Genomic DNA, 24575 nt, shown 5'->3' on the forward strand with positions numbered 1-24575 from the left:
GGTACGGCCCCCGGTCGTCAGCCGATCCGGGACAGCTTGGCGCCGAATCCGGGCTCGCTCAGGTCCTGGGCCAGGGCGACCGGAACCTTGACCTGACTGGTGCCCTCTCCGACCGTCAGCGTGCCGACCTCGGTACCGGCCGCCGCCTCGTGCGGGACGGTCTTTCCGTCGTCGGTGAGCTCCAGCTTCACCGTGAGCCCTCCCCAGCCGACCGCCTTGACGTCCTTGGTCGCGACGACCGGGGTGGTGGAGCCGAGTCCGTCGTCGACGACCCCGACGACCTGGCCCTTCTTCACGATCGTGGCGCCCTTGAGGGCGTCCTCGGTGGCCAGCATGACCGTCTTGCTGACCCGGTTGACCTCATCGATGATCGACTGGCTGTCGTACTGGCCGAGAATCGCGCCGACGATCAGCTGGTCGGTCCCGTCGATCATCTTGTGGGCCGCGAAGAGCAGGTTGCCGCCCGCCTTGGTGGTCGAGCCGGTCTTGATGCCGAGCGCCCCGTTGAACGGAACCAGGCGGTTGTAGTTGGGCCAGGGCTTGCCCGTGGGGTCGGTCCAGCTCGGCAGGATGGTGATCTCCATCAGCGCCGGGATCTCGACCAGCTTCTCCCCGAGCTTCACCAGGTCCTCGGCGGTGCTCACGGTGGTGGCGTCGAGGCCGGAGGGGTCGGTGTACGTGGTGTTCGTCATCCCGAGCTCCTTCGCGGTGGCGTTCATCTTCTCGACGAACGCCTTCTCGGAGCCCGCGTCCCACCGCGCCAGGAGCCGCGCGATGTTGTTGGCGGAGGGGATCATGATCGCGGAGAGGGCGTCGCGCTGGGTGAGCACGTCCCCTTCCTTGACGGTGTCGAGCGTGGACTCGCCCTCGGAGGAGAGCTTGCCGTCGGACTCGCCCTTGGCGTCGACCTTGATCGAGGCCCCGTCCTCACCCTTCTTCATCGGGTGGTCCTTGAGCACGATGTACGCGGTCATGGCCTTCGCCACACTCGCGATCGGGACCGGCTTCTGCTTCCCGAACGAGCCGACCTCGCCCAGGCCGGTCGCCGCCATGTAGCCCTGGCCCTGGGACGGCCACGACAGGTCGGGGGCGGCCCCGTCGAACGTGTAGGTGGGCTTGGCCGTCACCGAGAGCGTGGGGTCCGGCAGCGGCCTGACCATCTGTACGACTGCAAAGATGATCAATACGAGCAGGACGAGCGGCGTCCAGATCTTGACCCGCCGGACCGCCGTACGCACCGGGGTCTCCGCCGGCGGCGGGGTGTTCGTCAGCTCGGCGAGCAGGTCCAGCGGCGGCCTCGGAGGCAGCGGCAGGGAACGGGTCCGGTCGGGCTCACCCGTGGCGGACGTGTCCGACGACGTGTCCGACGTGGTGGACGTACCGAGGGCCGGCGTCACCGTGGGACCGACGACCGGCCCCTGCGGAGCCGGACGCCGCGGCGCGGGCGCGGACCGTACGTCGTCCGAGCGCAGCGGTACGAAGGTGCTGGTGCGCTCCGAGTCGCTCTCGGACTCCGGCTTCGCGGCCTTGGCGGCCTTCGGGTCGCTCGCGTCGCCCGGGGCAGGCTTCGTGTCCGGCTTGGCGTCCTGCTTGGCCAACGCCTCGCGCTTCGGGATCTTCAGCGCGGTCGTGGGCTGGTCGATCCGGGGACGGACCGACTTGAACACGGCGGTGGGCTGGTCGATACCGGTGTCGTCCGCGTCGTCGCCGTCTTCATCGGCGCCGGGCTTGCCGTCGGCGTCGGACTTGCCGTCGGGGTCGGACTTGCCCTTCGCGTCGTACTTGCCCTTCGCGTCGGACGCCGCCTCGGCGGGTTCGTCGGTCTTGCCGGAAGGTCCGGGCACCTTGGCTGCCGACGCCGGTTCGGTGGGCGCGGCCTCCTCACGGGTACGGGGCACCTGGGCGCCGGCCGTGTCCGCGTCGGGCTTGTCGCCCTTCGAGGGCGTGTCGTCCTTCGAGGGCGTGTCGTCCTTCGAGGGTTCTGCGGACTCCGTGGCCCCGGTCGGCTTCTCGGCTGCGGCAGGGCTGTCGCCCTCGGCGACCCAGGCGGCGACCGCACGGCGCAGCCGCTTGTCGCCGTCGCCCTCGGTCGTTTCGCTCTCAGCCGTTTCGCTCTGAGCCGTCTCGTCGTCGTCCGCGTCCGCGTCGGCGGCCGCGTCCGCGTCCGCGTCGGCGGCCGGGGCGCTCGTGGCGGGCTCCTGCGCGCCGGAGGCGCCCGAGGGCGCGGAATCGGCCCCCGAGGGCTCCGTGGGGCCTTCAGGGGTCTCTGCCGCCCCGTCCTCGGCCGCGTCGGTGTTCGTGACGCCCTCGGCCCGCTCAGAGGCGTCCGTGTCCGCCGCCGCGTCGGCCGTGTCCGCCGCCTCGTCGGCATCCTCCGTCGCGTCCGCCGCGTCCGCCGCCGGGGGAACCGGAACGCGGAAGCGGAACACCGCGGTGGCGGTGTCCTCCCGCGCGTCGGCGTCCGGCTCGGCGTCCGTACCCGGCTCGGCGTCCGCGTCCGCGCCCGAGTCCGTACCGGTGCCGGAAGCCGCGTCCGTACCCGGCTCCGCGTCCGTCCGGGAACCGGGAGCGTCGTCCGCCGCGTCACCGACGGTGTCGTCACCCGGTCCGGCGGTTTCACGGAACACGGAGAGCCTGGGGTCGCGTTCCTCCGGAGCCGTCCCCGAGGACTTCGACCGCTCCGATTTGCCGAGGGACTCGCCCGCCACCAATGCCTCCTCATCGCTGCGGGGACTGCCCCCGCTGTCCGAACCGTGTACCAGTGTCCTGTGTGAACCCTTGCTTCAGCTGCTAGACGAGAACGACATACGTACTGGTTCCCGTACAAAGCTGGCAGGCGCTCTCGACAGACAGTTGTGAGAGGGGTCACCCTGTCACTCATCCACGCGGGGAGGCATGGATGGGCAGGAGCCGCAGAACAATTCCGGAAGAGCTTTTGCTGCTCGCTCTGGACCCGACCACGGGTACCACGGCGCAGCCGCAGTCGCTCGACCTCGGCCTCGCCGGAGCACAGCTAGTGGAGCTGGCTCTGGCAGGACGGATAGCCCCTGACGGGGATCGTATCGCCGTGGTGATGCCACGGCCGACTGGAGATCCGACACTGGACTCCGCACTGGAACTGCTGCGCAGACGCGGCAGCCCGGTACGGGCGGTCCACTGGATCGGCGGACCCCGACTGGGGCTCCGTCAGGTCTATCTCGCTCATCTGGAGCGGTGCGGCATGGTGCATGCCGTGGCGGGCCAGATGTGCGGAGTGCTGCCGACGACTCGCTACCAGGCGACGGACACGGCAGTCAGCAGGGACATCAGGTCCCGGCTGGACAGTGCGATCCGCACCGGTGTACCGCCGGACCCGCGGACCGCGGCGCTTGCCGCGCTGGCCCACGCGGTCGGACTCGGCAAGCACCTGTACCCGGGGAACGAGGGGCGTTCATCACGCTCCCGCCTCCGGGACCTGATCAGGCACGACCCGATGGGCGGCCTCGTGGCGCATGCCGTGATGGACGTCCAGAGCGGCGCGGGCGCACAGCCCCGCCGCAACCAGCAGGCAGCGGGAGTGCCGTTGCAGCCGCAAGCACGTCGCGGCAGCATGGCGCAGACCGCGGCGAGCTGAACGCAGTGAGCTGAACCGCGGTGCGCCGCGCGGGACATCCGCGCTGCGCACCGTTTCAGAGCCGTGCGGGAGACCGCGCGGAACCCGTGCGGGAGACCGCGCGGAGAATCACATACCGCCGTACCGACGTCCACGAAGACCCGGTTCGGGAGCCGCACCACACGCGGGGCAGCCGGTCTTCCGGCTGCCCCGCGTGCTTGCGTTCTCCGTTTTCCAGCGAAGCGAGGGCCAAGGGTGGCAATCTGCTGAGAAGTAGATACGCACAGCTACATAGCCGGAGGTGCCGTTTCCGTGCCGTCCACCGTCAATCCCACCGTCAGGCGACGTCGGTTGGGCCAGGAATTGCGCCGCCTGCGCGAGCTCAAGGGCATGACCGCCGAAGAGGTCGCCGACCGCCTGCTGGTCTCCCAGTCGAAGATCAGCCGGCTGGAGAACGGCCGCCGTTCCATCAGCCAGCGTGACGTCCGCGACCTCTGCGGGGTCTACGAGGTCGAGGACCACCGCATCGTCGACTCCCTCATGCAGATGGCGAAGGACTCGCGCCAGCAGGGCTGGTGGCACGCGTTCGGCGACATCCCGTACAGCGTCTACATCGGTCTGGAGACCGACGCGGAGTCGCTGCGCGGATACGAGCCCCAGGTCATCCCGGGACTGCTCCAGACGCGGGCGTACTCCGAGGCGCTGATCACGGGTGCTCTCCCGGAGGCGCCGCCGGCCGACATCGAGAAGCGGGTGAACGTCCGGGCCCGCCGCCAGGACCGGATCAACGATCCCGAACGCCCGTTGCGCCTGTGGGTCGTCATAGACGAATCCGCGCTGCACCGGACGGTCGGCGGCAAGCAGGTGATGATCGAGCAGCTGGAGCACCTGGTGGCCTGCTCGAAGCTGCCGCACGTGACCGTGCAGGTCCTGCCGTTCGACATGGGTGCGCACCCGGGCATCAACGGGCAGTACGCCATCCTGGAGTTCCCGGACACGGCCGACTCCAGCGTGGTCTACATCGAGGGCGTCACCAGCGACCTCTACCTGGAGAAGGCGAACGACGTGCAGCGGTACAGCGTCATGTACGAGCACCTGCGGGCCCAGGCACTCAACGTGGAGCAGAGCCGTCATTTCATCGGCGGGATCGCGAAGAAGTACACCGACTGACCGGGGTCGAAACCGCGCCAACAACCGTGGCCCCAGGGCCTCCAGGACGCCACCGGACCGAACGGCCCGCCATAGCGGGTCATGTGCGACATGAAACGATGTGAGATGAGGGGCGACGGCACGATACACCGTCGCCACCTCATCGGGTAAGAGTTCATTGGCATTTGCCATCCGGTCGAGTGAACGGCAATTTCAGCCGAGGGAGTTGGCGAGTAGCGTCGATCACGCCAGCTGAAAGCAGTCTGGTGCGAGGCTCACGATCAACTCATCGAAACCGGAGTGAACATGGCTATCATCCAGGGTGCTACGGACATGTGGACCAAGTCCTCCTACTCCGGCGGCAACGGCGCCTGTGTCGAGGTCAAGTCCCCCGTCGCGCTCTCCATCGCGGTCCGCGACTCGAAGGTGACCGAGGGCCCCTCGATCACCTTCGTGCCCGGCGCGTGGAACGCGTTCGTCCGGGACGTCGCGGAGCGCACGCTCGACATCTGAGCCCGGTGAACTCCGCCGGCCCGCTCCCGTGCCGCTCACCCGGCCCTCTCGACCGGCCCGCCGTCCTGGCCGAGAGGGCTCGGCTCCACCCGCTCCGTACGGGGTGACCGAGCGGTACGCGCGCATCACCGGTACGCCGCGATGCGGTCCGGGGCGGTCATCCGCCCCGGACACCACACAGGCGGCGTACCGACCCAGCCGTACGGCACGAACCGTCGGCACACCCGGGTGGGAACCGGCGACCGCACCGGCTCTGCTCCGGCATCGCCGCATGTCGACCGACCAAGTTCCCCCCTCCTCGACCGCACGGGACCCGCATCCCGTGCGGTCTTGCCGTTCGCGCGCGGCACGCGGAGCGGGAGGCCCTTTCCGGGGCCCGCGCACCGCGACCGGAACCGCGAGGACGTGACGGCGGCGGCATCTCCCGACGGTGCGATCGCGAACCCGATTGCCATGGGCGCCTGTTGACGCCCGATGGCCACCCGTTCCCGTCTCCGCGCGGGCCGTTCACCGCGTCGCGCGCATCGCGTGCGTCGCGCGCATCAGATGTTTCGGACAGCCTGACGAAGTGCCCGCCCATCGTGTGGCCGCCGCCACGTCCGCACAACGCCCCGCTTGGTCAAGAACAGGCAAAATCGTTCGGGTTGCTGATTGGTGTTCACATTCATGGACACCGATGCCTTGACCGCGTACACGCGGAAGCGGTTCAATCCCCCAAGTCCCCGTTACCCGCGCGGGGTACCGCTGAACGGCCGTACTGACGAAGAGCGTTCCCGTTCACAAGGCGGACCCCTGGAGGGGTACATGAACAGTCTCGACTGGACCGTACTCATCGGATACTTCGGTGTGATGGTCGCGATCGGACTCTGGTCGCACAAGCGCGTGGACACCGTCGGCGACTTCTTCACGGCCGGCGGGAAGATGCCGTGGTGGCTGTCCGGCATCTCGCACCACATGTCGGGGTACAGCGCGGTGATGTTCACCGGCTACGCCGGCATCGCCTACACGTACGGGGTCACTTCCTTCGTCACGTGGTCGCTCCCGATCGCCATCGGCATCTTCATCGGTGCGAAGCTCTTCGCGCCCCGGCTCAACCGGCTGCGCTCGCGGCTGCGGGTCGCGTCGCCGCTGGAGTACCTGAAGAACCGCTACAACGTCGAGACCCAGCAGGCACTCGCCTGGTCCGGTCTGCTGCTGAAGGTGGTGGACGTCGGCGCCAAGTGGGCTGCCATCGCCACCCTGTTGTCGGTGTTCACCGGGCTGACCATCACCCAGGGCATCCTCATCACCGGCGTCATCACCGCCATCTACTGCACGGTCGGCGGGCTGTGGGCCGACGCGCTCACGGAGCTGGGGCAGTTCATCATCCAGCTCTTCGCCGGGCTCGCGATGCTGATCGCGGTGATGGGCAAGCTGGACGGGTTCTCCACCCTGTGGACGGTCTGGGACAAGCTCCCCGACGGCCACGCCGACCCGACCGCCGGGCCGTACACGGTGACCTTCCTGCTCGCGTTCCTCTTCATCAAGACCTTCGAGTACAACGGCGGCATGTGGAACCAGGCCCAGCGGTACATGGCCACCGACTCGGCGCGCTCCGCGACCCGTTCGGCCCGCCTCTCGGCCATCCTCTGGTTCGTCTGGCCGCTGGTGCTGTTCTTCCCGATGTGGTGTGCGCCGCTGCTCGTCCACGCGCAGAAGCCGGACGCCTCGGACAGCTACGCCCTGATGACCGAACAGCTGCTGCCGCACGGCCTGTTGGGCCTGGTCATCGTCGGCTTCTTCTCGCACACGATGGCCATGTGCTCCTCGGACGCCAACGCCATCGCCGCCGTCTTCACCCGCGACATCGTGCCGACCTTCGCCAAGTCCGCGCGCGGCTGGAACGAGCGGGTCGGTCTGATCGCGGCCCGCTGGACCACGATCGCCTTCCTCGCGCTGTCGATGGCGGTCGCCACGCAGGTCAACTCCCCCACGTTCAAGGACATCATCACCGTCGTGATCAAGTGGGTGGCCGGCCTGATGGGTCCGATCGCCATTCCGTTCATGCTGGGCCTGCTGCGTACGTTCCGGAAGTCCGGGCCGACCTCGGCACTGGTCAGCTGGGCGCTGGGCCTGGTGGCGTTCTGGCTGGTCAACTACCCGATCAACTGGGCGGTGGACGGCGGAGTCCCGCTCCAGTACCAGGTCTCGGTGCCGCTCGCGGTCTCCCTGGTCCTGTACATCGTGATCGGGTTCGTGAAGCCGGAGGACACCCCGGAGCGCGACGCGGTGCTCGCCCGCATCAACGAGGACGGCGACGACGGTTCGGCCGCCGCCTCCCTCCCCGCCCAGGGCGGCCCGGCAGCGGACACCGCCCCGGTCCGGGACTGAGCCCCGGCGGTCGCCCGGGCACCCGCACGGGCCGGTACCGCCCGGTTCAACACCGGGCCGGTACCGGCCCGTTGGCGTTCCGGGAGCTACGCCTCGCCGGTGAACATGCGGAGCAGGCCGTGGGGCGCGTTCTCGCCGTACATCGCCTCGTGGAGGTCGGTGGCGTCGACGGCCTCCGCCGCACTGCGGGGGAACAGCTCCCGCTCGTAGGCGGCGAGCGCGGCCTCGACGTCGCCGGGGTGTGCGGCGAGGGCCCTGCCGAGCTCGGCACCGTCCAGCATGGCAAGGTTGGCGCCCTCGCCGGACGGGATCATGAGGTGCGCCGCGTCGCCCAGCAGGGTCACTCCCGGCACACGGTCCCACCGGTGCTCGTCGGGCAGGGTGAAGAGGGGGCGCAGCACCGGAGCGGTCTCCCCGTCGGTGATCAGCGCGGTGAGCTCCGGCGCCCAGCCGTCGAACTCCGCGGCGATCCGTGCGGTGGCCGTGGCCGGGTCGGCGAAGCCGACGGCCGCGAACCACTCCTGCGGCCTGCTGAGCGCCACGTAGGTGTGCAGGGTCCCGCTGGTCTCCCGGTGGGCCTGGATGCCCTTGCCGGGCACGAGCGCGCACATCGCCCCGGCGCCGACCGCCTTCGCGGCGGCGGGGTGGCGGACGTCGGCGTCGTGGAGGTAGGTCTCGACGTACGACATGCCGGAGTACGCGGGCACGGCGCCGGAGAGCAGCGGGCGGACCCGCGACCAGGCGCCGTCCGCGCCGACCAGCAGGCCGGTGGTGACGGTGGTGCCGTCGGCGAAGGCGACCTCGTGGGTGCCGTCGGCGAGGGTGCGTACGCCGCTGACCCGGTGGCCCCACCGGACGGTCCCGGCGGGCAGCGAGTCGAGCAGCATCCGGCGCAGCTCGCCGCGGAGCGCCTCGGGGCGGCCGCCCGTACCGTCGTCGGGCTCGTCCAGGAGTACGGCTCCGTCCGTACCGAGGACGCGGGTCGCCTGGTGGCCCTCCAGGACGATGGCGCGGAACTCCTCCTCCAGACCCGCCTCGCGGAGCGCCGGGAGGCCGTTGTGGTCGTGGATGTCGAGCAGCCCGCCCTGGGTGCGGGCGGTCGCGGACGCCTCGGCCTCGTAGACCGTGGACGGGATGCCGTAGACGTGCAGGACGCGGGCGAGCGTGAGGCCGCCGAGTCCGGCGCCCACGATCGTGACGTGGGTGCTGGGGGTGCTGCTCATGGTGACTCCTCCTTCGGGGCGCGGCGCCGGGGGTGCGGTCCGGTACCTCGGGTCCGTACCGCCCCCTCCCGGGCATGCGGCCGCGGCCGATGCTTTGGAACGCCGTTCCACACCCATGTTGGAACAGCGTTCCAGTCATGTCAAAATGGCTCCATGACCACCACAGGGCCGCGCCGGTCACCGCGGCGCGCGGAGGCGCTCTCCCGGGAGCGCATCGTCCGGGCGTCCATCGAGCTGCTCGACACGGCCGGGGAGGGCGGGCTGACCTTCCGGGCCCTGTCCGAGCGCCTGGCGACCGGCCCCGGGGCGATCTACCACCACGTGGCGAACAAGGACGAGCTGCTCGGAGCCTCCGTCGAGGCGGTCGTCGTCGAGGCCGTGGAGGCGCCCGGAGCGCAGAGCACACCCGAGGACGCGATCCGTGCCGTCGCGATCGGCCTGTTCGACGCCGCCGACGCGCACCCCTGGCTCGCACCCCAGCTCGCGGGGCGGATCGCCCGCAGCCAGTGGGGGACGGTGGTACCTCGGCTCTTCGAGAGCCTCGGCCGGCAGATCCACGCGCTGGGGGCGCCCGAGGGCGCCTGGTTCACGGCGACTTCGGCGCTGCTGCACTACATCCTGGGTGCCGCCGGACAGAACGCCACGAACACCGAGAGCGCCCGCGCGTTCGGACCGGACACGAACCGCGCCGATTTCCTCGACGCCGCGTCCACGGCCTGGGAGCGCCTCGACCCCGACGACTACCCGTTCACCCGGGCCGTCGCGGACCAGATGCGGGGCCACGACGACCGCGAGCAGTTCCTCGCCGGGGTCGACCTCATGCTCGCGGGCATCGCGTCGCTGCCGCCGTCGGGCGGCACGGCCGCCTGAGCCCCTACGCGGGCCGGTGCCGCCCCGACCGGCCGGTGCCGGTCGAGGCCGGTACCGTCGCGATCGGGGCGGTCGTTCAGCACGGCCTCAGCACGGTCTCAGCACGGCCTCGGCCCTGCCTTCAGCGCAGGTGCCGGGCGAAGAACCTCTCCGCCTCCTCGCCCGCGAACTGCGGGACGCCCCGGTGCCCGCCCAGGTTGGCGTGGAGCGTCTTCTCCTCGGAGCCGTAGGCGTCGAACAGGTCCAGGGACGCCTGCCGGTCGTTGCCTTCGTCGTCCCACTGCAGCAGGACGTGCAGCGGAATGGTGACCTTGCGGGCCTCGTCGTACATGACGCGGGGGACATAACTCCCGGCGAACAGTACGGCGGCCGAGATGCGCGGTTCGACCACGGCCAGCCTTGTGCCGATGGAGATCACTCCCCCCGAGTACCCGACCGGGCCGCCGATCCCGGGCAGTTCCAGCAGGGCGTCCAGGACGGCCCGCCACTCCGGGACCGCCCTCTCGACCAGGGGGAGGACGAGGGCGTCGATGATCTCGTCGGTGACCGGCTCGCCGGCCGCCAGGGCCCGCCGCAGGTCGGCGGCGGCCTGCTCGGCACCGGGCAGGCGGGGCCGGTCGCCGTATCCGGGGAGTTCGATGGTGGCCGTGGCGAAGCCCTGTGCGGCAGCGCTCCTGGCGCGGCCCACCAGCCGGGGGTACGCCCTGCCGAGCCCGATGGGAGGGGGGCTGAGCAGGATCGGCGGCACCGGTGCGGACGCGGACGCGGATGCGGGCGTCCACAGAATGCCGGGGATCTCGCCGAGGGTGAACTCGCGCTCGACGACACCGTCGTCGAGGAGCTGTTCGGAAGTGAAGTGCATGGTCGTGCCTTTCGGGAGAGCACAGAACGGTGCTCCCGGACGACGACCTATCGCCCGACCGTGACTCCTGAGGAGAGCACCCACGTCGATACGTTCACGGGTACCACCTCCTCGGTCTCTCGCACGGCCTCCGAGAGGATAACAAGCCGACGGGCCCGGGGGGAGGGGGAATCCCCGCCTCGGCACCGGGCCCGTGGCGGCCGTCCCCGTCAACCCCCGTCAGCCGCCGTCGCGCGTGCGGAGCGCGTCCATGACGAGGTCGAGGACCCGGCCGGTCCGGTCGGGGGTGCCGTCGTCGGCCACGGGGTGGAAGACGCCGAAGACCATGGTGGTGACGTCACCGGGCTCGACGTCGGCGCGGAGGGTGCCCGCGCGCACTCCGGCCGCGAGGAGGTCCGCGATCGCGGCGGTCAGGCGTTCTCGGGTGGCCGGGGTGGCGATGCTGCCGGAGGCCCAGCCCGCGCGGAGGGTGCCGAGCATCCCCTGCTTGGCCGCGACGAACGCGGCGTAGCGGTCCATCCAGGCGCGCAGTGCGACCTCGGGCGGGAACGCGTCGAGCAGTTCGGGGGCGCTGTCGGCGACGGCGTCGAGTTCGGCCGCGAAGACGGCCTCCACCAGCGCCTCGCGGGTGGGGAAGTGCCGGTAGAGGGTGCCGATGCCGACACCGGCCGCGCGGGCGACGCCCTCCAGCGGGAAGGTGTCGTCGGCCGCCGCGAACGCCGAGCGGGCGGCGTCGACCAGCTTCTCGCGGTTGCGCCGCGCGTCGGCACGGGCGGGGCGGGCGCCCCCGGAAGCGGGGGGCCGTGCGTCCGGTGCTTCATGCGTCATCAAAGCGGAGGACCCTCCGGTAGTGCTACGGTCGAGATAACGGAGGTTCCTCCGTTTACCCATCCTCTCACGAGAATCGGGATACCTCATGCTGCCCTCGGACACCACCACCACGGCCACCGGCGCCCTCCGAGCGGGAGGAGCGGGCCGGATCGGCGCCCGTACCGTCTCCCGCGTCGGCTTCGGCGCCATGCAGCTCCCCCGCCTCCGGGACGACCGCGCCGCCGCCCTCGCCCTCGTGCGCCGGGCGGTCGAGCTCGGCGTCGACCACATCGACACCGCCCAGTTCTACGGGGACGGCTTCGCCAACGACGTGATCCGCGAGGCCCTCCGGCCCGAGGACGGGGTCCTCGTCGTCAGCAAGGTCGGCGCCACGCCCCACTCCGGCGGCCCGCACCCGCTGCGCCTCGCGCAGCGGCCCGAGGAGCTACGGGCCTCGGTCGAGGACAACCTGAAGAGCCTCGGCCTCGACCGGATTCCGCTGGTCAATCTGCGCCGGGCGGAACGCGGCCCCGGGCTGATCGCCGAGGGCGAGCAGATCGTCGACATCGACGACCAGCTCGCCACCATGACCGCGCTGCGCGACGAGGGCAAGATCGAAGCGATCGGCATCAGCCACGTCGGAATGGCCGAGCTGCGCCGCGCGCTCCCGGTGGGCCTGGCCTGCGTGCAGAACGCGTACAGCCTGGTCGCCCGCGACGACGAGGAGATGCTCCGGCTCTGCGAGGCCGAGGACATCGCGTGGGTGCCGTACTTCCCGCTCGGCAGCGCGTTCCCCGGCATGCCGAAGGTGACCGACGAGCCCGCCGTCCTGGCGGCGGCCGAGTCGCTGGACCGCACCCCGGCCCAGGTCGGCCTGGCCTGGCTGCTGCACCACGCCCCGAACGTGCTGCTCATCCCCGGCACGGCCGACGCCGGGCACCTGGCGGCGAACGTGGCCGCCGGGGCGATCACGCTCGACGCTCCGACCCTCGCCGCGCTGGACGCGGTCCCGACGCGTTCGGGGGACATCGTCCGGTAACGGACCACCCCCCTCGCGCCCGCCTGAGGAAAGAGATCGAACCATGTCTCTCGACGAAACCGAACGCCGCCGTACGAGCGAGGAGTTGAGGGCCAACCTGGCCCTGTCCGGCCTCACCGCCGAAGAGGTCGCCGCAGATCTGGGCGTCACGCCGGACCAGGTGCGGCGGATGCTCGACGTCGCCGGAGGGGCCGGCCCGGCGGAGGTCTGGCAACTGCGCGACTACCTGGACCAGGCCGTACGGGACACCGGCGGGCGCCCCGTCCCCTTCACCGTACTGACGGACCGCGCCCGTCTCCTGGCCCGCGCCTGGTTCACGCTGCCGCAGGCACCGCGCCACGATTTCACCTCCCGGTGACGGGCCGCCGGGCCGCCGGGCCGCCGGGCTCCGGGCCGAGCGCGGCACCACCCCGCTCGGGTGATGCGACATCCATCCGGGTGAAGGGCGAACGGTTCAACCGCGAGCGGTGGCGGGGTGGGCCGGTAGGAAGATCCCGACCTGTTCGCGATCTCCGAGAGGCCCCTCCCGTGCACCCTGCCCGTACCGCCGCCGTGACCGCCGCCGTGACCGCTGCCGCGCTGCTCGTCCCCGCGGCGGCGAACACCTCCGCGACGGCCACGGCCGCCCCTCGCCCCCGGGCCGCCCGCGCCGACCAGCCGGTCGCGTTCCGGGTCCAGCGGGGCGACGTCTCCGCGGTCCTGAGCTTCACCGGCCGGCTGTCCTGGAGCGGCGCCGGAAACCGCACCTACACACTCAAGGGCCGGCTCCAGGCCCACTGTCACACCACCACCCGGTTCACGACCCGGCTCCAGTACGGCGGGACCGGTGAGGGATGGAAGAACTCCCCGGAGACCGAATGCTCCAACGGCCGCTCGCGGTACCACGACATCGCGCTCTCCGGCACGCTCGCACCGCGCAGCGGTCTGCGTCTCCGACTGGGGACGTGGAAGTCCGCCTCATGGGTGTACTCCGGCCCGAAGAACTACGCCCACCCCGCCTGAACCGACCACGACCCCGACCACGACCACGACCATGACCCCGACCACAACCACGACCCCGACCATGCGTCCGACCCTGGCCCCGACCGCGACCCATTCTTATACCGGTACAGTTAGACCGGTATAGTTATTGGACGCATGTGAGAGGTCCCCCATGATCGAAATCCTGAACTCCGCGCGGATCGAGCGGGCGAGGGAATCCGGCGCCCTGGTCGGAAACATCCTGCACGCGCTGAAGCAGCGCAGCACGGTCGGTACGAACCTGCTGGACATCGACCAGTGGACCAAGGAAATGATCACCGAGGCGGGGGCGCAGTCCTGCTACGTCGACTACGCGCCCTCCTTCGGACGCGGCCCGTTCGGGCACTACATCTGCACGGCCGTCAACGACGCGGTGCTCCACGGGCGGCCCCGCAACTACACGCTGGCGGACGGGGATCTGCTCACCCTCGACCTCGCCGTGAGCAAGGGCGGGGTCGCCGCGGACGCCGCGATCAGCTTCCTGGTGGGCAGGGCCAGGCCGGCGGAGAGCGTCGCGATGATCGCGACGACCGAACGCGCACTCGCCGCCGGGATCGCCGCCGCCAGGCCCGGGGCGCGCGTCGGCGACCTCTCCCACGCCATCGGCACCGTCCTCAGCGAGGCCGGCTACCCGGTCAACACCGAGTTCGGAGGCCACGGCATCGGCTCGACCATGCACCAGGACCCCCACGTCGCGAACACCGGACGGCCCGGCCGCGGATACAAGCTGCGCCCCGGACTGCTGCTCGCCCTGGAGCCCTGGATCATGGCCGACACCGCCACCCTCGTCACCGACGCCGACGGCTGGACGCTGCGCAGCGCGACAGGCTGCCGGACCGCGCACACCGAGCACACCATCGCCATCACCGACGACGGTGCCGAAATCCTCACCCTGCCCACGCAGGCGCGACCGTAGGAGGGCGCGGACCCGGCGGCCCGGCCCCGGCGGCGAGGCCGGCCGAGCGGCACGTGCGGCACGTGCGGCACGTCACGCGTTCCCTGCGCGCCCCACCCCTTGCCCGGCGAACCGCTCCGCCCTACCTTACTTTTCAGTAAGTTTACTGCGGAGTAAGGGGTTTGGCGTGGGCACCTACCGCACGGTCATGGTCGGTACGGACGGTTCGGAGTCGTCGTTCGCGGCGGTCGAGAGGGCGGCCCGGCTGGCCGCCGACAGCGAGGCCGAACTCGTCGTGGCCTGCGCGTACGCCCCGATGCGTGGGCACGAACTCGTCTCTGCGCAAGACCAGTTGGGTGCGGAGGCGTACCAGGTGGTGGGCTCCGCGCCCGCCGAGTCCACCCTGCGGATCGCGAGGGACCGGGCTCGGGCGCAGGGTGCGGAGAAGGTGCGGACGGTCGCGGTGGAGGACGAGCCGGTCGCCGCGCTCACCCGGCTGGCACGGGAGACCTCGGCCGATCTCCTCGTCGTCGGCAACCGGGGGCTGCGCTCGCTCGCCGGACGCATCCTCGGCTCCGTACCGGCCGACATCGCCCGCAAGGCGCCACTGGACGTCCTGATCGTGCACACCACATGAACGCGGCCGAGAGGACCGGGAGCGCCGAAGCACCCGAAGCGCCCGATCCGCCAAGCACCGACAGCCCGGCGGGCGGGGCGCCCGGGCTCTTCGGAGTCGCCGAACTCGCCCCCGCCATCGAGGAGGTGCTGCTCGGCGGCGGCCGCGTCTGGACGCGGCAGGAGATGGCCGAGCGGTCCGGGGTGGGAGCCGGGCGGACCGCGCAGATCTGGCGCGCGCTCGGCTTCCCGATGGTCGAGGAGGACGCGAGGGTCTTCACCGACGCCGACGTCGAGGCGCTCCGCGCGGGGGAACGGCTCATCGCGGCCGGGCTCATCACCGAGGAGAGCGAGATCATGATGGCCCGCGCCCTGGGCCACCACCTGTCCCGGCTGGCCGAGTGGGAGGTGCACACCCTCTGGTCCTGGATCAACCGCGAGTCGGAATTCACGCTCGACGGCGCGAAGTTGATGGCGCACGCCGCCGCACTGCTGCCGGAGATGGAGCAGTTGCAGCAGCACGTGTGGCGCCGGCACCTCGCGGCGTACGCGGAACGCGTCCTCGCCGAGGCGCAGGAGGCGCAGGAGGCGACGCGGGCCGCGCCCGCAGGACCGGGGCAGGACGAACCGCTACCGGACCACGAGGGCGCCGACGTCCGCGACCGGGCGGTGGGCTTCACCGACATGGTCGGCTACACCCGGATGACCCGGGGCCTCGGCAACGCCGAACTCGTCCGCGTACTCGACCTGTTCGAGGGCCTCACCGGCGACGTGGTCGCCGAGGGCCGGGGACGGGTCGTGAAGACCATCGGCGACGAGGTGCTCTTCGTCTGCGAGTCGGCGTCCGAGGCCGCCGACATCGCCCTGGAGCTCACCGCCCGCGCCGGGGCGGAGGCCCGGCTCCCGCAGGTGCGGACCGGGCTCGCCCACGGAGCCGTACTCAGCCGCTTCGGCGACGTCTACGGGGCGGCCGTGAACATCGCCGCCCGCCTCACCGCGGTCGCCCGGCCCGACACCGTACTCGTCAACACCGAGCTGGCCGGTGAGCTTTCGGGGATGCCCGCGTACGAACTCCGCTCGCTGCGGCCCGTATCGGTACGCGGCTACAGCAGGCTGCGGCCGGTGCTGCTGCGGCCGGGGCGGGCCCACGGGCGGCCCCGGGGCGACTGACCGGACCCGACCGGCCGGGCGCGCGGAAGGCCCGGCCCCCGGAGTCAGAGGCCCTCGACGATCAGCCTTCTGCTGTCCGTGTTCCGGATGCGGAGCGGTGCGATCGCCCGGTACTCCGCCGAGTCGTTCCAGGCTCGCGCGGAGGCCAGGTCCGGGAACTCCACGAGAACGATCTGCCCGGGGGTCCAGTCGCCCTCGACGACATCCATCTCACCGCCCCGGGCCAGATAGCGGCCACCGTGGGGCGCAAGGGTCGCGACCACCTGCGAACGGTAATCGGCCAGCTCGTCGGGGTCACCGGTCAACTGCACGTCTGCGATCACGTAAGCGGTCATGCGGCCGACCCTACGCAGTCGCCGACTCCGAGATCCACTCCAATAGGGCTTCCGAACAGCCCTGTTGGCCTGAACGTGCGCTCACCGAGCGCGAAGCGGCGCGGGGCGGCGGTCCGGTCCGCCGCCCACGGCGCCCCCGTCCACAGCGCGTAAACGCCCACGGCGTCCGCCGCGGGACGGACCGGTTCACGTCACTCCCTCGGGTAGCGGGCGATCCAACCCGGGGCGGCAGCAGTCGCGTTGTGCAGGGCCGGGCCCTGCGTCATCTCCATCGCGAAGTCGTCGGCGAGTTCGAGGAGGGTGGCCCGGCCCTCGATCTCGGCGAGCCAGGACGGCGGCAGGGCCGTCTCCCCGTGCAGCGCGCCCAGCAGCGCCCCGCAGACCGCCGCCGTGGGCGAGGACGGCCCGCCGTGGTTCACGGCCAGCCGGAGCCCGTGGCGTACGTCCTCGCCGACGAGCGCGCAGTACAGCCCCGCCGCGAGCACCTCCTCCGCCGAGTCCTCCGAGCCCAGCGACTCGATCAGCGCGGGCCCGGGAATTCCCTGCCGTACGGCTCCGAGGGACCTGCGCAACGCCTCGGTGACGGGCTCGTGGCCCGGGCGTTCCGCGAGCAGCGCCAGCGCCCGCTGCACCGAACCGTCCAGGGTGTCCCGCCGGGCCAGCCCGTGCACCACCACCGCGAAGGCACCGGCGGCCAGTTGGGCGGTCGAGTGCCCGTGGCTCTGCGCCGCGCACTCCACGGCGAGCTGGCACACCAGCTGCGGCTCCCACCCCGCGAGCAACCCGAACGGCGCGGACCGGGTCAGCGCGGCGGAATCCCGCGCCTTCGGGTTCTTCGGCCGTTCCAGGGTGCCCATCGTGGTGTCGCCGAAGCCGTGCAGGCAGGCCCGTGCGGGAGCGCGGCGGGCGTACAGCCACTCCTCGCGCGCGAGCCAGCCGTCCCCCTCGCGCCGCTCGTCCGGCCCCCAGTCGCGCTGCGTCGCCGCCCACCGCAGATGCGCCCGGTACACATCCGTCGGCGGATGCCAGGCGCCCGTATCGCGCCGCACCTGCGCCCGGATCAGCCCGTCCACGGTGAACAGGGTCAGCTGCGTGACCGACGTGACCCCGCCCCGCCGCCCGTCCACCGGCACGAAGTCGGCGACCCCGCCCACCCCGTGCGCCTCCCGGATCTCCTCCAGAGTCAGCGGAGTGACCCCCGCCCCGAGGGCGTCCCCGAGCGCCGCACCCAGCAGTGCCCCCCGTACCCGGCTGCGGAAGTCCTGCTGCTCCACACGGCCCCAGACAGCTGTGGTCCCGATGGTCATCCGGCCAGTCCCCCTACCGTCGGTACGGCTCCGCCAGCACTGTAATAGAACGGGAACGACTGATTCAGGGCCGGAACGGTATGTACGGAGTAGCTCTGGAGATCACTTTTGAACGGCATTCATCAGGGTTTTCCCGGACGGACGGGTCAGCCGGCGGGGTGCTCGCCAGGCTCTTCCGCCCCACCCTCCCCGGGACCCTCCGCAGGCCCCTCCGCCTCCGGCCGCCGGGATGCGTCCCACCGGGATCCGTCCCGCCGGGGCCCCGGACTCACCCCGCCGACGATCCAGGCGAACGGCGGCCGCCCCTCCCGGCACTCCGCCACCCGCAGCACGTCCCGCAACGAATCGGCGGTCGCCTTGAGCGCGAACCGCACCGCCGCCTCCCCGGCCACCGGATCGGCCAGCACCTCCCGCGCCCCGTCGAGCACGTCCTCCCCGCACGCGACGAGATCGGCCTCCACCTCGTCGGCCAGCCGCGACAGCCGGCTCTCGGGGTCGTCGGTGCTGAGGTAACAGCGCCTGCCCTCGGGCGAGTTCCAGGGCAGCAGACGGAACTGGGAATCGGTCATGACATGTGCCTCACAGACGCGGTGACTTCGGGTGACTTCGCAGTGACTTCCATCGGGTGATGCTCACTGTTCGTGACTCGATGATCACCGCCGAGACCTACGCTCGGAAGCCGCACACGATTGCCCGCACACAGGACAACGGGAGGCCCACCATGACCGAACCGGCCGACGTGGACGAAGAATCTGGACGTGCCGCGCTCGGACGGACGCTGCGCTTCCTGCGCGAGAACGCCGGCAAGTCGCTGGCCCAGCTCGCCTCGGAGACCCGCTACGACAAGAGCTACCTGTACCGGCTGGAGGTCGGCCAACGGCTCTCGAAACTTGAGGTGATGGAGGACCTCGACCGGTACTACGGAAGCGGGGAGCTACTCAAAGGGTTGTGGGTGGTGGCGCGGCGGGAAGTCTTCAAGGACAAGTACAAGGAGTTCATGCGGCTGGAGAGCCGGGCTCGCATCATGTGGAAGTTTCAACTTGCGATCCCTGGGCTCTTCCAGACAGAGGACTACGCCCGGGAGGTGTTGTCTGCGTCCCAGACGTCGAACGGCAACATCGAGCTGGTCGAAGAGCAGGTGGCAGCCCGCATGAGCCGTCAGGAGATCCTTCGCCGCGACCCGGCCCCCCACGTGCGGCTGATCCTGGACGAGGTGGCGCTACGCCGACCAACGGTGAACGCGAAGTCCTGGGAGTCCCAATTGCAGCATCTCATCGCGGCCTGCAGTCTCCCAGACGTTGTTCTCCAGGTGTTGCCGTTCTCAGCGGGTGTGCACGGGCTCATGGCCAGCCACCTCTCCATTCTCTGGGACCCGGATGGCAGCTCCGTTGCCTATGTGGAGGGCAACGGCATCGGCGAGTTGATCGACGAGCCGGACAAGGTGACCAGCTACCGACTGTCCTACGATCGTGTCCGCGATCTGGCCCTGTCACCAGCGGAGTCGCTGGTATTCATCCGGGGCGTTTTGGAGGAGCATCAATCATGAACCGCACGCTTGACCTCTCCATCGCCGCGTGGCGCAAGTCAACCTTCAGCGACGGCGGCGACACCAACTGCTTGGAAGTCGCCGACGACTTCCCCGGCTTCGTCCCCGTCCGCGACAGCAAGAACCCGACCGGACCGGCCCTTCTCATCAGCGCACCCGCGTGGAGTGCCTTCATCCAGGACGTGCGGAGGACGAAGCGATGAACGCACCCGACCTGGGCCACGCCACCTGGCGCAAGTCGAGTTACAGCGATGGCGGTGACAACAACTGCCTCGAAGTCGCCCGCGACTTCCCCGGCCTCGTCCCCGTCCGCGACAGCAAGAACCCCACCGGACCCGCCCTCCTCGTCACCGCCACCGCCTGGGCCGAGTTCGTCGCTTTCGCCGCCCAGCGCTGAGCCACCGGGCGCAGGCGCGGGACATGGCGATGGCCCGGCGCCCGCCGCTCCGCCTGCTGCCCCGGGCCACGGACTGGCTCGGGGCCGAGGCTTCCCCCGGGGGCTTGGGGGGCTCCACGGACCGGGGCCGACCGCTCGGGCCATCGCCGGGCGCGCACCCCGCGAGCCGTAAATCCGATTGCGCTTCCCAGCCGCCCCGGTAGCGTGCGCCGCTATGACACCGGAACTGAAGCGACCCCCACTCCAGGCGGACGAACGAACCGCACTGATCGGCTGGTTGGACCTCCAGCGGCAGATCCTGCGCTGGAAGTGCGAGGGGATCTGCGAGGAGGACGCGCACCGTTCCGTCGTCCCGACTTCACCGCTCATGACGATGGCCGGTCTCCTCTCCCACATGCGCTGGACCGAGCACACCTGGCTGGAGGTTCTGTTCCTGGGCGGGGACGAGAAGCAGAACCCGTCGTTCGACGAGTCGGCCGAAGACGCCAACTGGCTGACCGACGGCCGCACCCTGGCGGAGCTCCTCGCGGAGTACGAGGCCCAGTGCGCGCGCAGCAACGAGATCGTCGCCGCGGCCTCCCTGGACGACATCGGCCGGCACTCCGGCTTCTACTCCGCCGGCGCCAACCTTCGCTGGATGCTGATCCACCTGGTCGAGGAGACCGGGCGCCACGCGGGGCACGCGGACATCGTCCGGGAGCTGCTGGACGGCACCAAGGGCTACTACTGAGCCGTCTCCGTCGCTTCCCGTGCCGCAGCGACGGCACGCTGCCTCACTCCGCCGAACAACTGGATCATGGTGGCGGCCAGGACGTCGTCCCTCCCGATGGTCCGGCCGTCTCCCGTGCGGGTGGAAAGGGCCAGAGAAGCGGGGTCGGGCTCGGGCGCCGGGAGCGGGTCGGACAGTTCGCCCGGCATCAACAGAGTGACCGTGCCGAACCGTTTGATCCCGCCCTCCCGGACGACCATGGCCGCGTCCCGGGCGAGGTCCGTCAGGAACACGCTTGCGACCCCGTCCAGTTCGCGGACCATCGCGGGGACGGCCCTCGCACCCCGCTCGCGCAGCAGCTTTCTGATCCCGGCCTCGAACCTGTGGGCGCCCGCCACAGAACTCGGCTTGGGTGAGCTGCCGCGCCCGGGCGCCTCCACGACGGCGCCCTCGGCGTCGTACACGACCCCGGTCAGCCCCTTGAACGCAGGACTGTGGCGGTACCAGTCGGTTCCCACCTCCAGCTCGACGTCCCGGTCGACGGCGGTCACGAGATCCTGGGGAAGCAGCTTCTTCCGGGACTCCTCCGCCGCCGCTCGCAGCGCCCCGTCGATGAGCCCCGTCAGCACGGTCCGCACCACCGACGCGGCGGCCCGAGCCGCCGACCGGGAGACGTTCAGCGGGGTGACGCCCCTGAACACCGCCTTGACAAGAGGGAGTTCGAACGCCGGTACGTCCACATCCACAGCTATGTCCACGTCCTGCACCGTTCCTCGCTCAGAAAGTCGGCGGGCACCGCCCGCTGCTCGGTCGTCGGAGTACCTCGCGCGACATAGTGCCAGGCTGTCCCAGGTCACAGCGCGGAGGGCACGGAGTCGAGGTAGGTGCGGACCGCTCCCGACGTCTCGTCGTGCCGGCCGAGTACCAGCAGGTCCGGCCCCGGTGGCGCTCCCCGCAGGGGGCGGTAGGTGAGACCCGGCAGGGTGATGCGCTCCGTGGCCGTGGGGACGAGGGCCACGCCCTCACCCGCTGCCGCGAGGGCGAGGACGCCGAGGGTGCTGGCGACCAGGCGTACTCCGGAGCGGTCCTCCACGGGGCCGGGCCAGAGCCGGGAGAGGACGGTCTCGTCCTCCTCCCGGCTTGCGAAGACGATGAGGTCGTGGGACCTCACGTCGACGGTGGTCACCGAGGCGAGGGACGCCAGTTCGTGGTCGGAGCGCACGGCGACCGACATCGGGGTGAGGGCTCGCCGGACGACGCGCAGGCCGTCGGTGTCGGCGAGACCGAGGTCGGGGCAGTAGCCGATGTCGAGCGCGCCGTCGCGTACCGCCTGGACCTGGGCGGCGGGCGGAAGCTCGGTCAGGGTGAGGCCGACGCGGGGGCGCGCCCGGCGGAAGCCGCGCACGTCCTCGGAGAGGACGCCCTGCAGGGCCGCGACGCCGGAGAAGCCGATCCGTACCGCCCCCGTCTCGCCGCGCACCGACCACCGGGCGGCCTGGAGGGCCCGGTCCGCCTGCGCGAGGGCGCGGCGGGCCTCGGGCAGCAGCTGCTCACCGGCCTCGGTCAGCTCGACCCGGCGGCTCGTCCGGCTGAACAGGCGTCCGCCCACCTCGCGTTCCAGGGCCTGCACCTGGGCGCTGAGGGTGGACTGGGTGATGTGCAGCAGGTCGGCGGCCCGGCCGAAGTGGCGCTCGTCGGCAACGGCGACGAAGTAGCGCAGGTGCCGCAGCTCCACCGCCGGCCTCCCGTCCCGTCCATCGTTCTCACCACTCGATCGATCGTATCTTTCGGTTGGACCTATCGCCCGTCGCGGCGAAAACTGGACGCATGAACGTGACATCTCAGGACCGACAGGACATCGCCGACCTCATGACCGGGTGGATCCACCGCGACCTGGGCGAGTGGGACCTCCTCAAGGGGCTCTTCCACCCCGACGGACGGATCGAGATCACCTGGTTCGAGGGGCCGGCGTACGAGTTCGTGGACGCCTCCGCCCGCATGGGTGCCTCCGCCTTCCGCACCAAGCACCTGATCACCGCGCCCTCGGTGACCTTCTCCGCCGAGGGCGACCGCGCCGTCAGCGAGACCAACGCCGTCATCATCGGCGAGAACGTCGACCTCCGGCTCGGCTGCAACGGTCACAACCGGTTCATCGACCGCCTGGAGAAGCGGGACGGGATCTGGCGCATCAGCGACCGCAAGAGCGTCTACGACTTCGGGAACTTCACCTTCCCCGCCGGGATCGTCGACATCGACGCTCAGGCGGTCGCCCGGTACCCGAGGGAGTACGCGGCCCTCGCCTACCTGCTGGAAGCCAGCGGATTTCCGGTGAGCCGGATCTTCGCGACCAAGGGCAGCGACCTGGAGCGCGACATCAAGGAATCCGCCTTCGCCTGGCTGGGCGGCGGTGCTCCGCAGCGGGGGTGACGACGCGGCCCACGAGGCCCGTGGGCACACTGCCACCTCTGCCTCCGGACGGAGGGCGGAGGCAGAGGGCGGAGGGCGGAGGGCGGAGAGCAGCAGGCGGAGGCCGGAGGCCGGGACCATCACCCCGCGTCCGGCTCACTCGACGCCCGGCTGCTCCGCCAGCGCCGGGTAGTCCGTGTAACCCGTCGCCCCGCCGACGTACATCATGTACGCGTCCCGCACCTGGTTCACCGGCGCTCCCGTACGCAGACGGTGGACCAGGTCCGGGTTGGCGAGGAACGGGCGGCCGAGGGCGATGAGGTCCGCGCCTGCGGCGAGGAGGCGCTCGCTCGCGGCGAGGCCGCCGTCCTCGGGGAGACGGTCCTGCGGGAGCACCGGGTTGGCGATCAGGGTGCCGGGCCAGTCCTCGCGGATGCGCTGGAAGACGGGCTGGTCCGGGTCCGCGTACCCGATGTGCAGGTAGGCGATGCGGCTGCCCGCCAGGGCGGCGACGAGGGCGGGGTAGATCTCCTCGGTGTCGCCCTCCTCGATGCTGTTGACCGTGTTGCCGGGCGAGACCCGCAGCCCGACCCGGTCGGGGCCGATCTCCTCGGCGACGGCCCGGACCACCTCGGCGACGAACCGGACGCGGTTGCCGACCGGGCCTCCGTAGGCGTCGGTGCGGCGGTTGGTGTTCCGCGACAGGAACTGGTGCAGCAAATGCCCGTTGGCGCTGTGCACTTCGACCCCCTCGAAGCCCGCCTCGATCGCGCGACGGGCGGCGGAGGCGAAGTCGGCGACGTGGTCCTCGATGTCCTGGAGGCTCATCTCGCGTGGAACGGGGGCCTGTTGCTTCCCCGTGGGCGTGTGCAGCGTCTCGGGGAGCGCCACCGGCGAGGGGGCGAGCGGGGTCAGGCCGCTGGTGTCGGGGTGGCCGACGCGTCCGCCGTGCTGGAGCTGGAGGAACATCTGCCCGCCCGCCGCGCGTACCGCGTCGGTGACCAGGCGCCATCCGGCGACGTGATCGGGGCGGTGGATGGCGGTGATGTTCGGGTACGTCTGGCCGACCGCGTTCGGGGTGGACGCCTCGGCGATGATCAGGCCGGCCGTGGCGCGCTGGGCGTAGTAGGTGGCCATGAGCGGGGTGGGGACGCCGTCGGCGGTGGCGCGGTTACGGGTCAGCGGGGCCATCACGAGACGGTTCGGGAGGCTCAGCGGGCCGAGGTCGGCGGGGTCGAAGACCGACACCTTCGAAGAGGTGGACACGGGTGCGTTCGTCATGCCGGGAGGGTAAGAATTGACACCGGTGTCAGGTTCAAGTCGCGAAGGAGCTGGAGCGTCATGCGGATCGGTGAACTGGCCCGCCGTACGGGCGTGAGCGAGCGTTCCCTGCGCTACTACGAGCAGCAGGGCCTGCTGGCCTCGGACCGTACACCCGGCGGGCACCGCGAGTACCCGGAAGGCGCGGTCGACCGGGTCATCCGCATCCAGGAGTTCTACGCGGCGGGCCTCTGCAGCTCGAAGATCTACGAACTCCTGCCCTGCGTACGGGACTCGGACGGCGGGCCGTCCGCCGTCGCCACGCCCCGGCTGGTCGGCGACCTCGGCGCGGAACGCGACCGGATCGACCGGAAGATCGCCGAACTGCTGCGCTCCCGCGAGGTGTTGGACGAGGTGATCGCCACGGCGAAGGAGCAGTCGCCGCCGGGTGCCTCACCTACCGCCGGGGACGCCGTCGCGTAGGGGG

General features: G+C 71.1%; 27 protein-coding genes. 17 read left to right on the forward strand and 10 right to left on the reverse strand.

Annotated elements, in window-relative coordinates; genetic code table 11:
- Positions 1-17: 17 nt before the first annotated feature.
- Positions 18-2708, reverse strand: a complete 2691-nt coding sequence (locus ACWCWD_RS11825) for a serine hydrolase (RefSeq protein WP_450772164.1) — start codon at positions 2706-2708, stop codon at positions 18-20.
- Positions 2709-2899: 191 nt separating this feature from the next.
- Here ACWCWD_RS11825 and ACWCWD_RS11830 point away from each other — a divergent pair, with 191 nt between their 5' ends.
- From ACWCWD_RS11830 to ACWCWD_RS11845, 4 genes are all read left to right on the forward strand, one after another.
- Entirely contained in the window at positions 2900-3613 is a 714-nt protein-coding gene (locus ACWCWD_RS11830; RefSeq protein WP_327177326.1) for a GOLPH3/VPS74 family protein, read from the forward strand.
- 291 nt (positions 3614-3904) lie between these two features.
- Positions 3905-4762, forward strand: coding sequence for a helix-turn-helix domain-containing protein (locus ACWCWD_RS11835; protein WP_450772166.1), 858 nt, complete (start codon positions 3905-3907; stop codon positions 4760-4762).
- 285 nt (positions 4763-5047) lie between these two features.
- Positions 5048-5254, forward strand: coding sequence for a DUF397 domain-containing protein (locus tag ACWCWD_RS11840; RefSeq protein ID WP_450772167.1), 207 nt, complete (start codon positions 5048-5050; stop codon positions 5252-5254).
- A gap of 804 nt (positions 5255-6058) precedes the next feature.
- Positions 6059-7624 carry a sodium:solute symporter family protein gene (locus ACWCWD_RS11845; RefSeq protein ID WP_450772169.1) on the forward strand — a complete coding sequence of 522 codons (1566 nt, stop codon included), beginning with the start codon at positions 6059-6061 and terminating at the stop codon, positions 7622-7624.
- An 86-nt stretch (positions 7625-7710) separates the two neighbouring features.
- Here ACWCWD_RS11845 and ACWCWD_RS11850 read toward each other — a convergent pair whose 3' ends face one another.
- The gene (locus tag ACWCWD_RS11850; RefSeq protein ID WP_450772171.1) at positions 7711-8847 is read right to left on the reverse strand and encodes an FAD-dependent oxidoreductase; all 1137 of its coding nucleotides are present in this window, start codon (positions 8845-8847) and stop codon (positions 7711-7713) included.
- A 153-nt stretch (positions 8848-9000) separates the two neighbouring features.
- Between ACWCWD_RS11850 and ACWCWD_RS11855 the strand changes: the two genes are divergently transcribed.
- The gene (locus ACWCWD_RS11855) at positions 9001-9717 is read left to right on the forward strand and encodes a TetR/AcrR family transcriptional regulator (RefSeq protein ID WP_450772172.1); all 717 of its coding nucleotides are present in this window, start codon (positions 9001-9003) and stop codon (positions 9715-9717) included.
- A gap of 121 nt (positions 9718-9838) precedes the next feature.
- On the opposite strand, the gene ACWCWD_RS11860 is transcribed toward ACWCWD_RS11855, so the two are convergent.
- On the reverse strand, positions 9839-10579 hold the full coding sequence (locus ACWCWD_RS11860) for an alpha/beta hydrolase (RefSeq protein WP_450772174.1): 741 nt from the start codon (positions 10577-10579) through the stop codon (positions 9839-9841).
- A 219-nt stretch (positions 10580-10798) separates the two neighbouring features.
- On the reverse strand, positions 10799-11407 hold the full coding sequence (locus ACWCWD_RS11865) for a TetR/AcrR family transcriptional regulator (protein ID WP_450772176.1): 609 nt from the start codon (positions 11405-11407) through the stop codon (positions 10799-10801).
- A gap of 88 nt (positions 11408-11495) precedes the next feature.
- Here ACWCWD_RS11865 and ACWCWD_RS11870 point away from each other — a divergent pair, with 88 nt between their 5' ends.
- From ACWCWD_RS11870 to ACWCWD_RS11895, 6 genes are all read left to right on the forward strand, one after another.
- Positions 11496-12428: an aldo/keto reductase gene (locus tag ACWCWD_RS11870; RefSeq protein ID WP_450772177.1), complete on the forward strand. Its 933-nt coding sequence runs from the start codon at positions 11496-11498 to the stop codon at positions 12426-12428.
- 43 nt (positions 12429-12471) lie between these two features.
- Positions 12472-12786 carry a DUF2316 family protein gene (locus tag ACWCWD_RS11875; protein ID WP_450772178.1) on the forward strand — a complete coding sequence of 105 codons (315 nt, stop codon included), beginning with the start codon at positions 12472-12474 and terminating at the stop codon, positions 12784-12786.
- A gap of 170 nt (positions 12787-12956) precedes the next feature.
- Positions 12957-13430 carry a hypothetical protein gene (locus ACWCWD_RS11880; protein ID WP_450772180.1) on the forward strand — a complete coding sequence of 158 codons (474 nt, stop codon included), beginning with the start codon at positions 12957-12959 and terminating at the stop codon, positions 13428-13430.
- A 151-nt stretch (positions 13431-13581) separates the two neighbouring features.
- Complete coding sequence (map, locus tag ACWCWD_RS11885) at positions 13582-14364, forward strand: type I methionyl aminopeptidase (protein WP_450772182.1); 783 nt, start codon at positions 13582-13584, stop codon at positions 14362-14364.
- A 166-nt stretch (positions 14365-14530) separates the two neighbouring features.
- Positions 14531-14980 carry a universal stress protein gene (locus tag ACWCWD_RS11890; protein WP_450772183.1) on the forward strand — a complete coding sequence of 150 codons (450 nt, stop codon included), beginning with the start codon at positions 14531-14533 and terminating at the stop codon, positions 14978-14980.
- The gene (locus tag ACWCWD_RS11895) at positions 14977-16128 is read left to right on the forward strand and encodes an adenylate/guanylate cyclase domain-containing protein (protein WP_450772185.1); all 1152 of its coding nucleotides are present in this window, start codon (positions 14977-14979) and stop codon (positions 16126-16128) included. Before ACWCWD_RS11890 ends, ACWCWD_RS11895 begins: the two co-directional genes overlap by 4 nt.
- A gap of 44 nt (positions 16129-16172) precedes the next feature.
- Here ACWCWD_RS11895 and ACWCWD_RS11900 read toward each other — a convergent pair whose 3' ends face one another.
- The 3 genes from ACWCWD_RS11900 to ACWCWD_RS11910 form a co-directional block, all read right to left on the reverse strand.
- Positions 16173-16463: a DUF1330 domain-containing protein gene (locus tag ACWCWD_RS11900; protein ID WP_450772187.1), complete on the reverse strand. Its 291-nt coding sequence runs from the start codon at positions 16461-16463 to the stop codon at positions 16173-16175.
- 191 nt (positions 16464-16654) lie between these two features.
- Positions 16655-17770 (reverse strand): ADP-ribosylglycohydrolase family protein, encoded by a 1116-nt coding sequence (locus ACWCWD_RS11905; protein WP_450772189.1) that lies wholly within the window; start codon positions 17768-17770, stop codon positions 16655-16657.
- Positions 17771-17916: 146 nt separating this feature from the next.
- Complete coding sequence (locus ACWCWD_RS11910) at positions 17917-18339, reverse strand: hypothetical protein (RefSeq protein WP_450772190.1); 423 nt, start codon at positions 18337-18339, stop codon at positions 17917-17919.
- A gap of 152 nt (positions 18340-18491) precedes the next feature.
- On the opposite strand from ACWCWD_RS11910, the gene ACWCWD_RS11915 reads away from it, so the two are divergent.
- From ACWCWD_RS11915 to ACWCWD_RS11930, 4 genes are all read left to right on the forward strand, one after another.
- Positions 18492-19316 (forward strand): helix-turn-helix domain-containing protein, encoded by an 825-nt coding sequence (locus ACWCWD_RS11915; protein WP_450772352.1) that lies wholly within the window; start codon positions 18492-18494, stop codon positions 19314-19316.
- Positions 19313-19519: a DUF397 domain-containing protein gene (locus ACWCWD_RS11920; protein ID WP_450772191.1), complete on the forward strand. Its 207-nt coding sequence runs from the start codon at positions 19313-19315 to the stop codon at positions 19517-19519. The genes ACWCWD_RS11915 and ACWCWD_RS11920 overlap by 4 nt, the downstream gene beginning before the upstream one ends.
- A complete protein-coding gene (locus ACWCWD_RS11925) occupies positions 19516-19713 on the forward strand; it encodes a DUF397 domain-containing protein (RefSeq protein ID WP_450772192.1) in 198 nt (65 codons plus the stop codon). The genes ACWCWD_RS11920 and ACWCWD_RS11925 overlap by 4 nt, the downstream gene beginning before the upstream one ends.
- A gap of 214 nt (positions 19714-19927) precedes the next feature.
- On the forward strand, positions 19928-20443 hold the full coding sequence (locus ACWCWD_RS11930) for a DinB family protein (RefSeq protein WP_450772193.1): 516 nt from the start codon (positions 19928-19930) through the stop codon (positions 20441-20443).
- On the opposite strand, the gene ACWCWD_RS11935 is transcribed toward ACWCWD_RS11930, so the two are convergent.
- Both ACWCWD_RS11935 and ACWCWD_RS11940 read right to left on the reverse strand, forming a co-directional pair.
- Positions 20437-21180 carry a hypothetical protein gene (locus tag ACWCWD_RS11935; RefSeq protein WP_450772195.1) on the reverse strand — a complete coding sequence of 248 codons (744 nt, stop codon included), beginning with the start codon at positions 21178-21180 and terminating at the stop codon, positions 20437-20439. The two genes, ACWCWD_RS11930 and ACWCWD_RS11935, sit on opposite strands and share 7 nt — an antisense overlap.
- Positions 21181-21275: 95 nt before the next feature.
- A complete protein-coding gene (locus ACWCWD_RS11940; RefSeq protein ID WP_450772196.1) occupies positions 21276-22157 on the reverse strand; it encodes a LysR family transcriptional regulator in 882 nt (293 codons plus the stop codon).
- Positions 22158-22249: 92 nt separating this feature from the next.
- On the opposite strand from ACWCWD_RS11940, the gene ACWCWD_RS11945 reads away from it, so the two are divergent.
- Positions 22250-22849 carry a nuclear transport factor 2 family protein gene (locus tag ACWCWD_RS11945; RefSeq protein WP_450772197.1) on the forward strand — a complete coding sequence of 200 codons (600 nt, stop codon included), beginning with the start codon at positions 22250-22252 and terminating at the stop codon, positions 22847-22849.
- Positions 22850-22984: 135 nt separating this feature from the next.
- Here ACWCWD_RS11945 and ACWCWD_RS11950 read toward each other — a convergent pair whose 3' ends face one another.
- Entirely contained in the window at positions 22985-24109 is a 1125-nt protein-coding gene (locus ACWCWD_RS11950) for an alkene reductase (protein ID WP_450772198.1), read from the reverse strand.
- Between the two features lie 60 nt (positions 24110-24169).
- Between ACWCWD_RS11950 and ACWCWD_RS11955 the strand changes: the two genes are divergently transcribed.
- Entirely contained in the window at positions 24170-24571 is a 402-nt protein-coding gene (locus tag ACWCWD_RS11955) for a MerR family transcriptional regulator (protein ID WP_450772199.1), read from the forward strand.
- Positions 24572-24575: the final 4 nt, after the last annotated feature.

This window comes from Streptomyces sp. NPDC001493 (assembly GCF_053597235.1).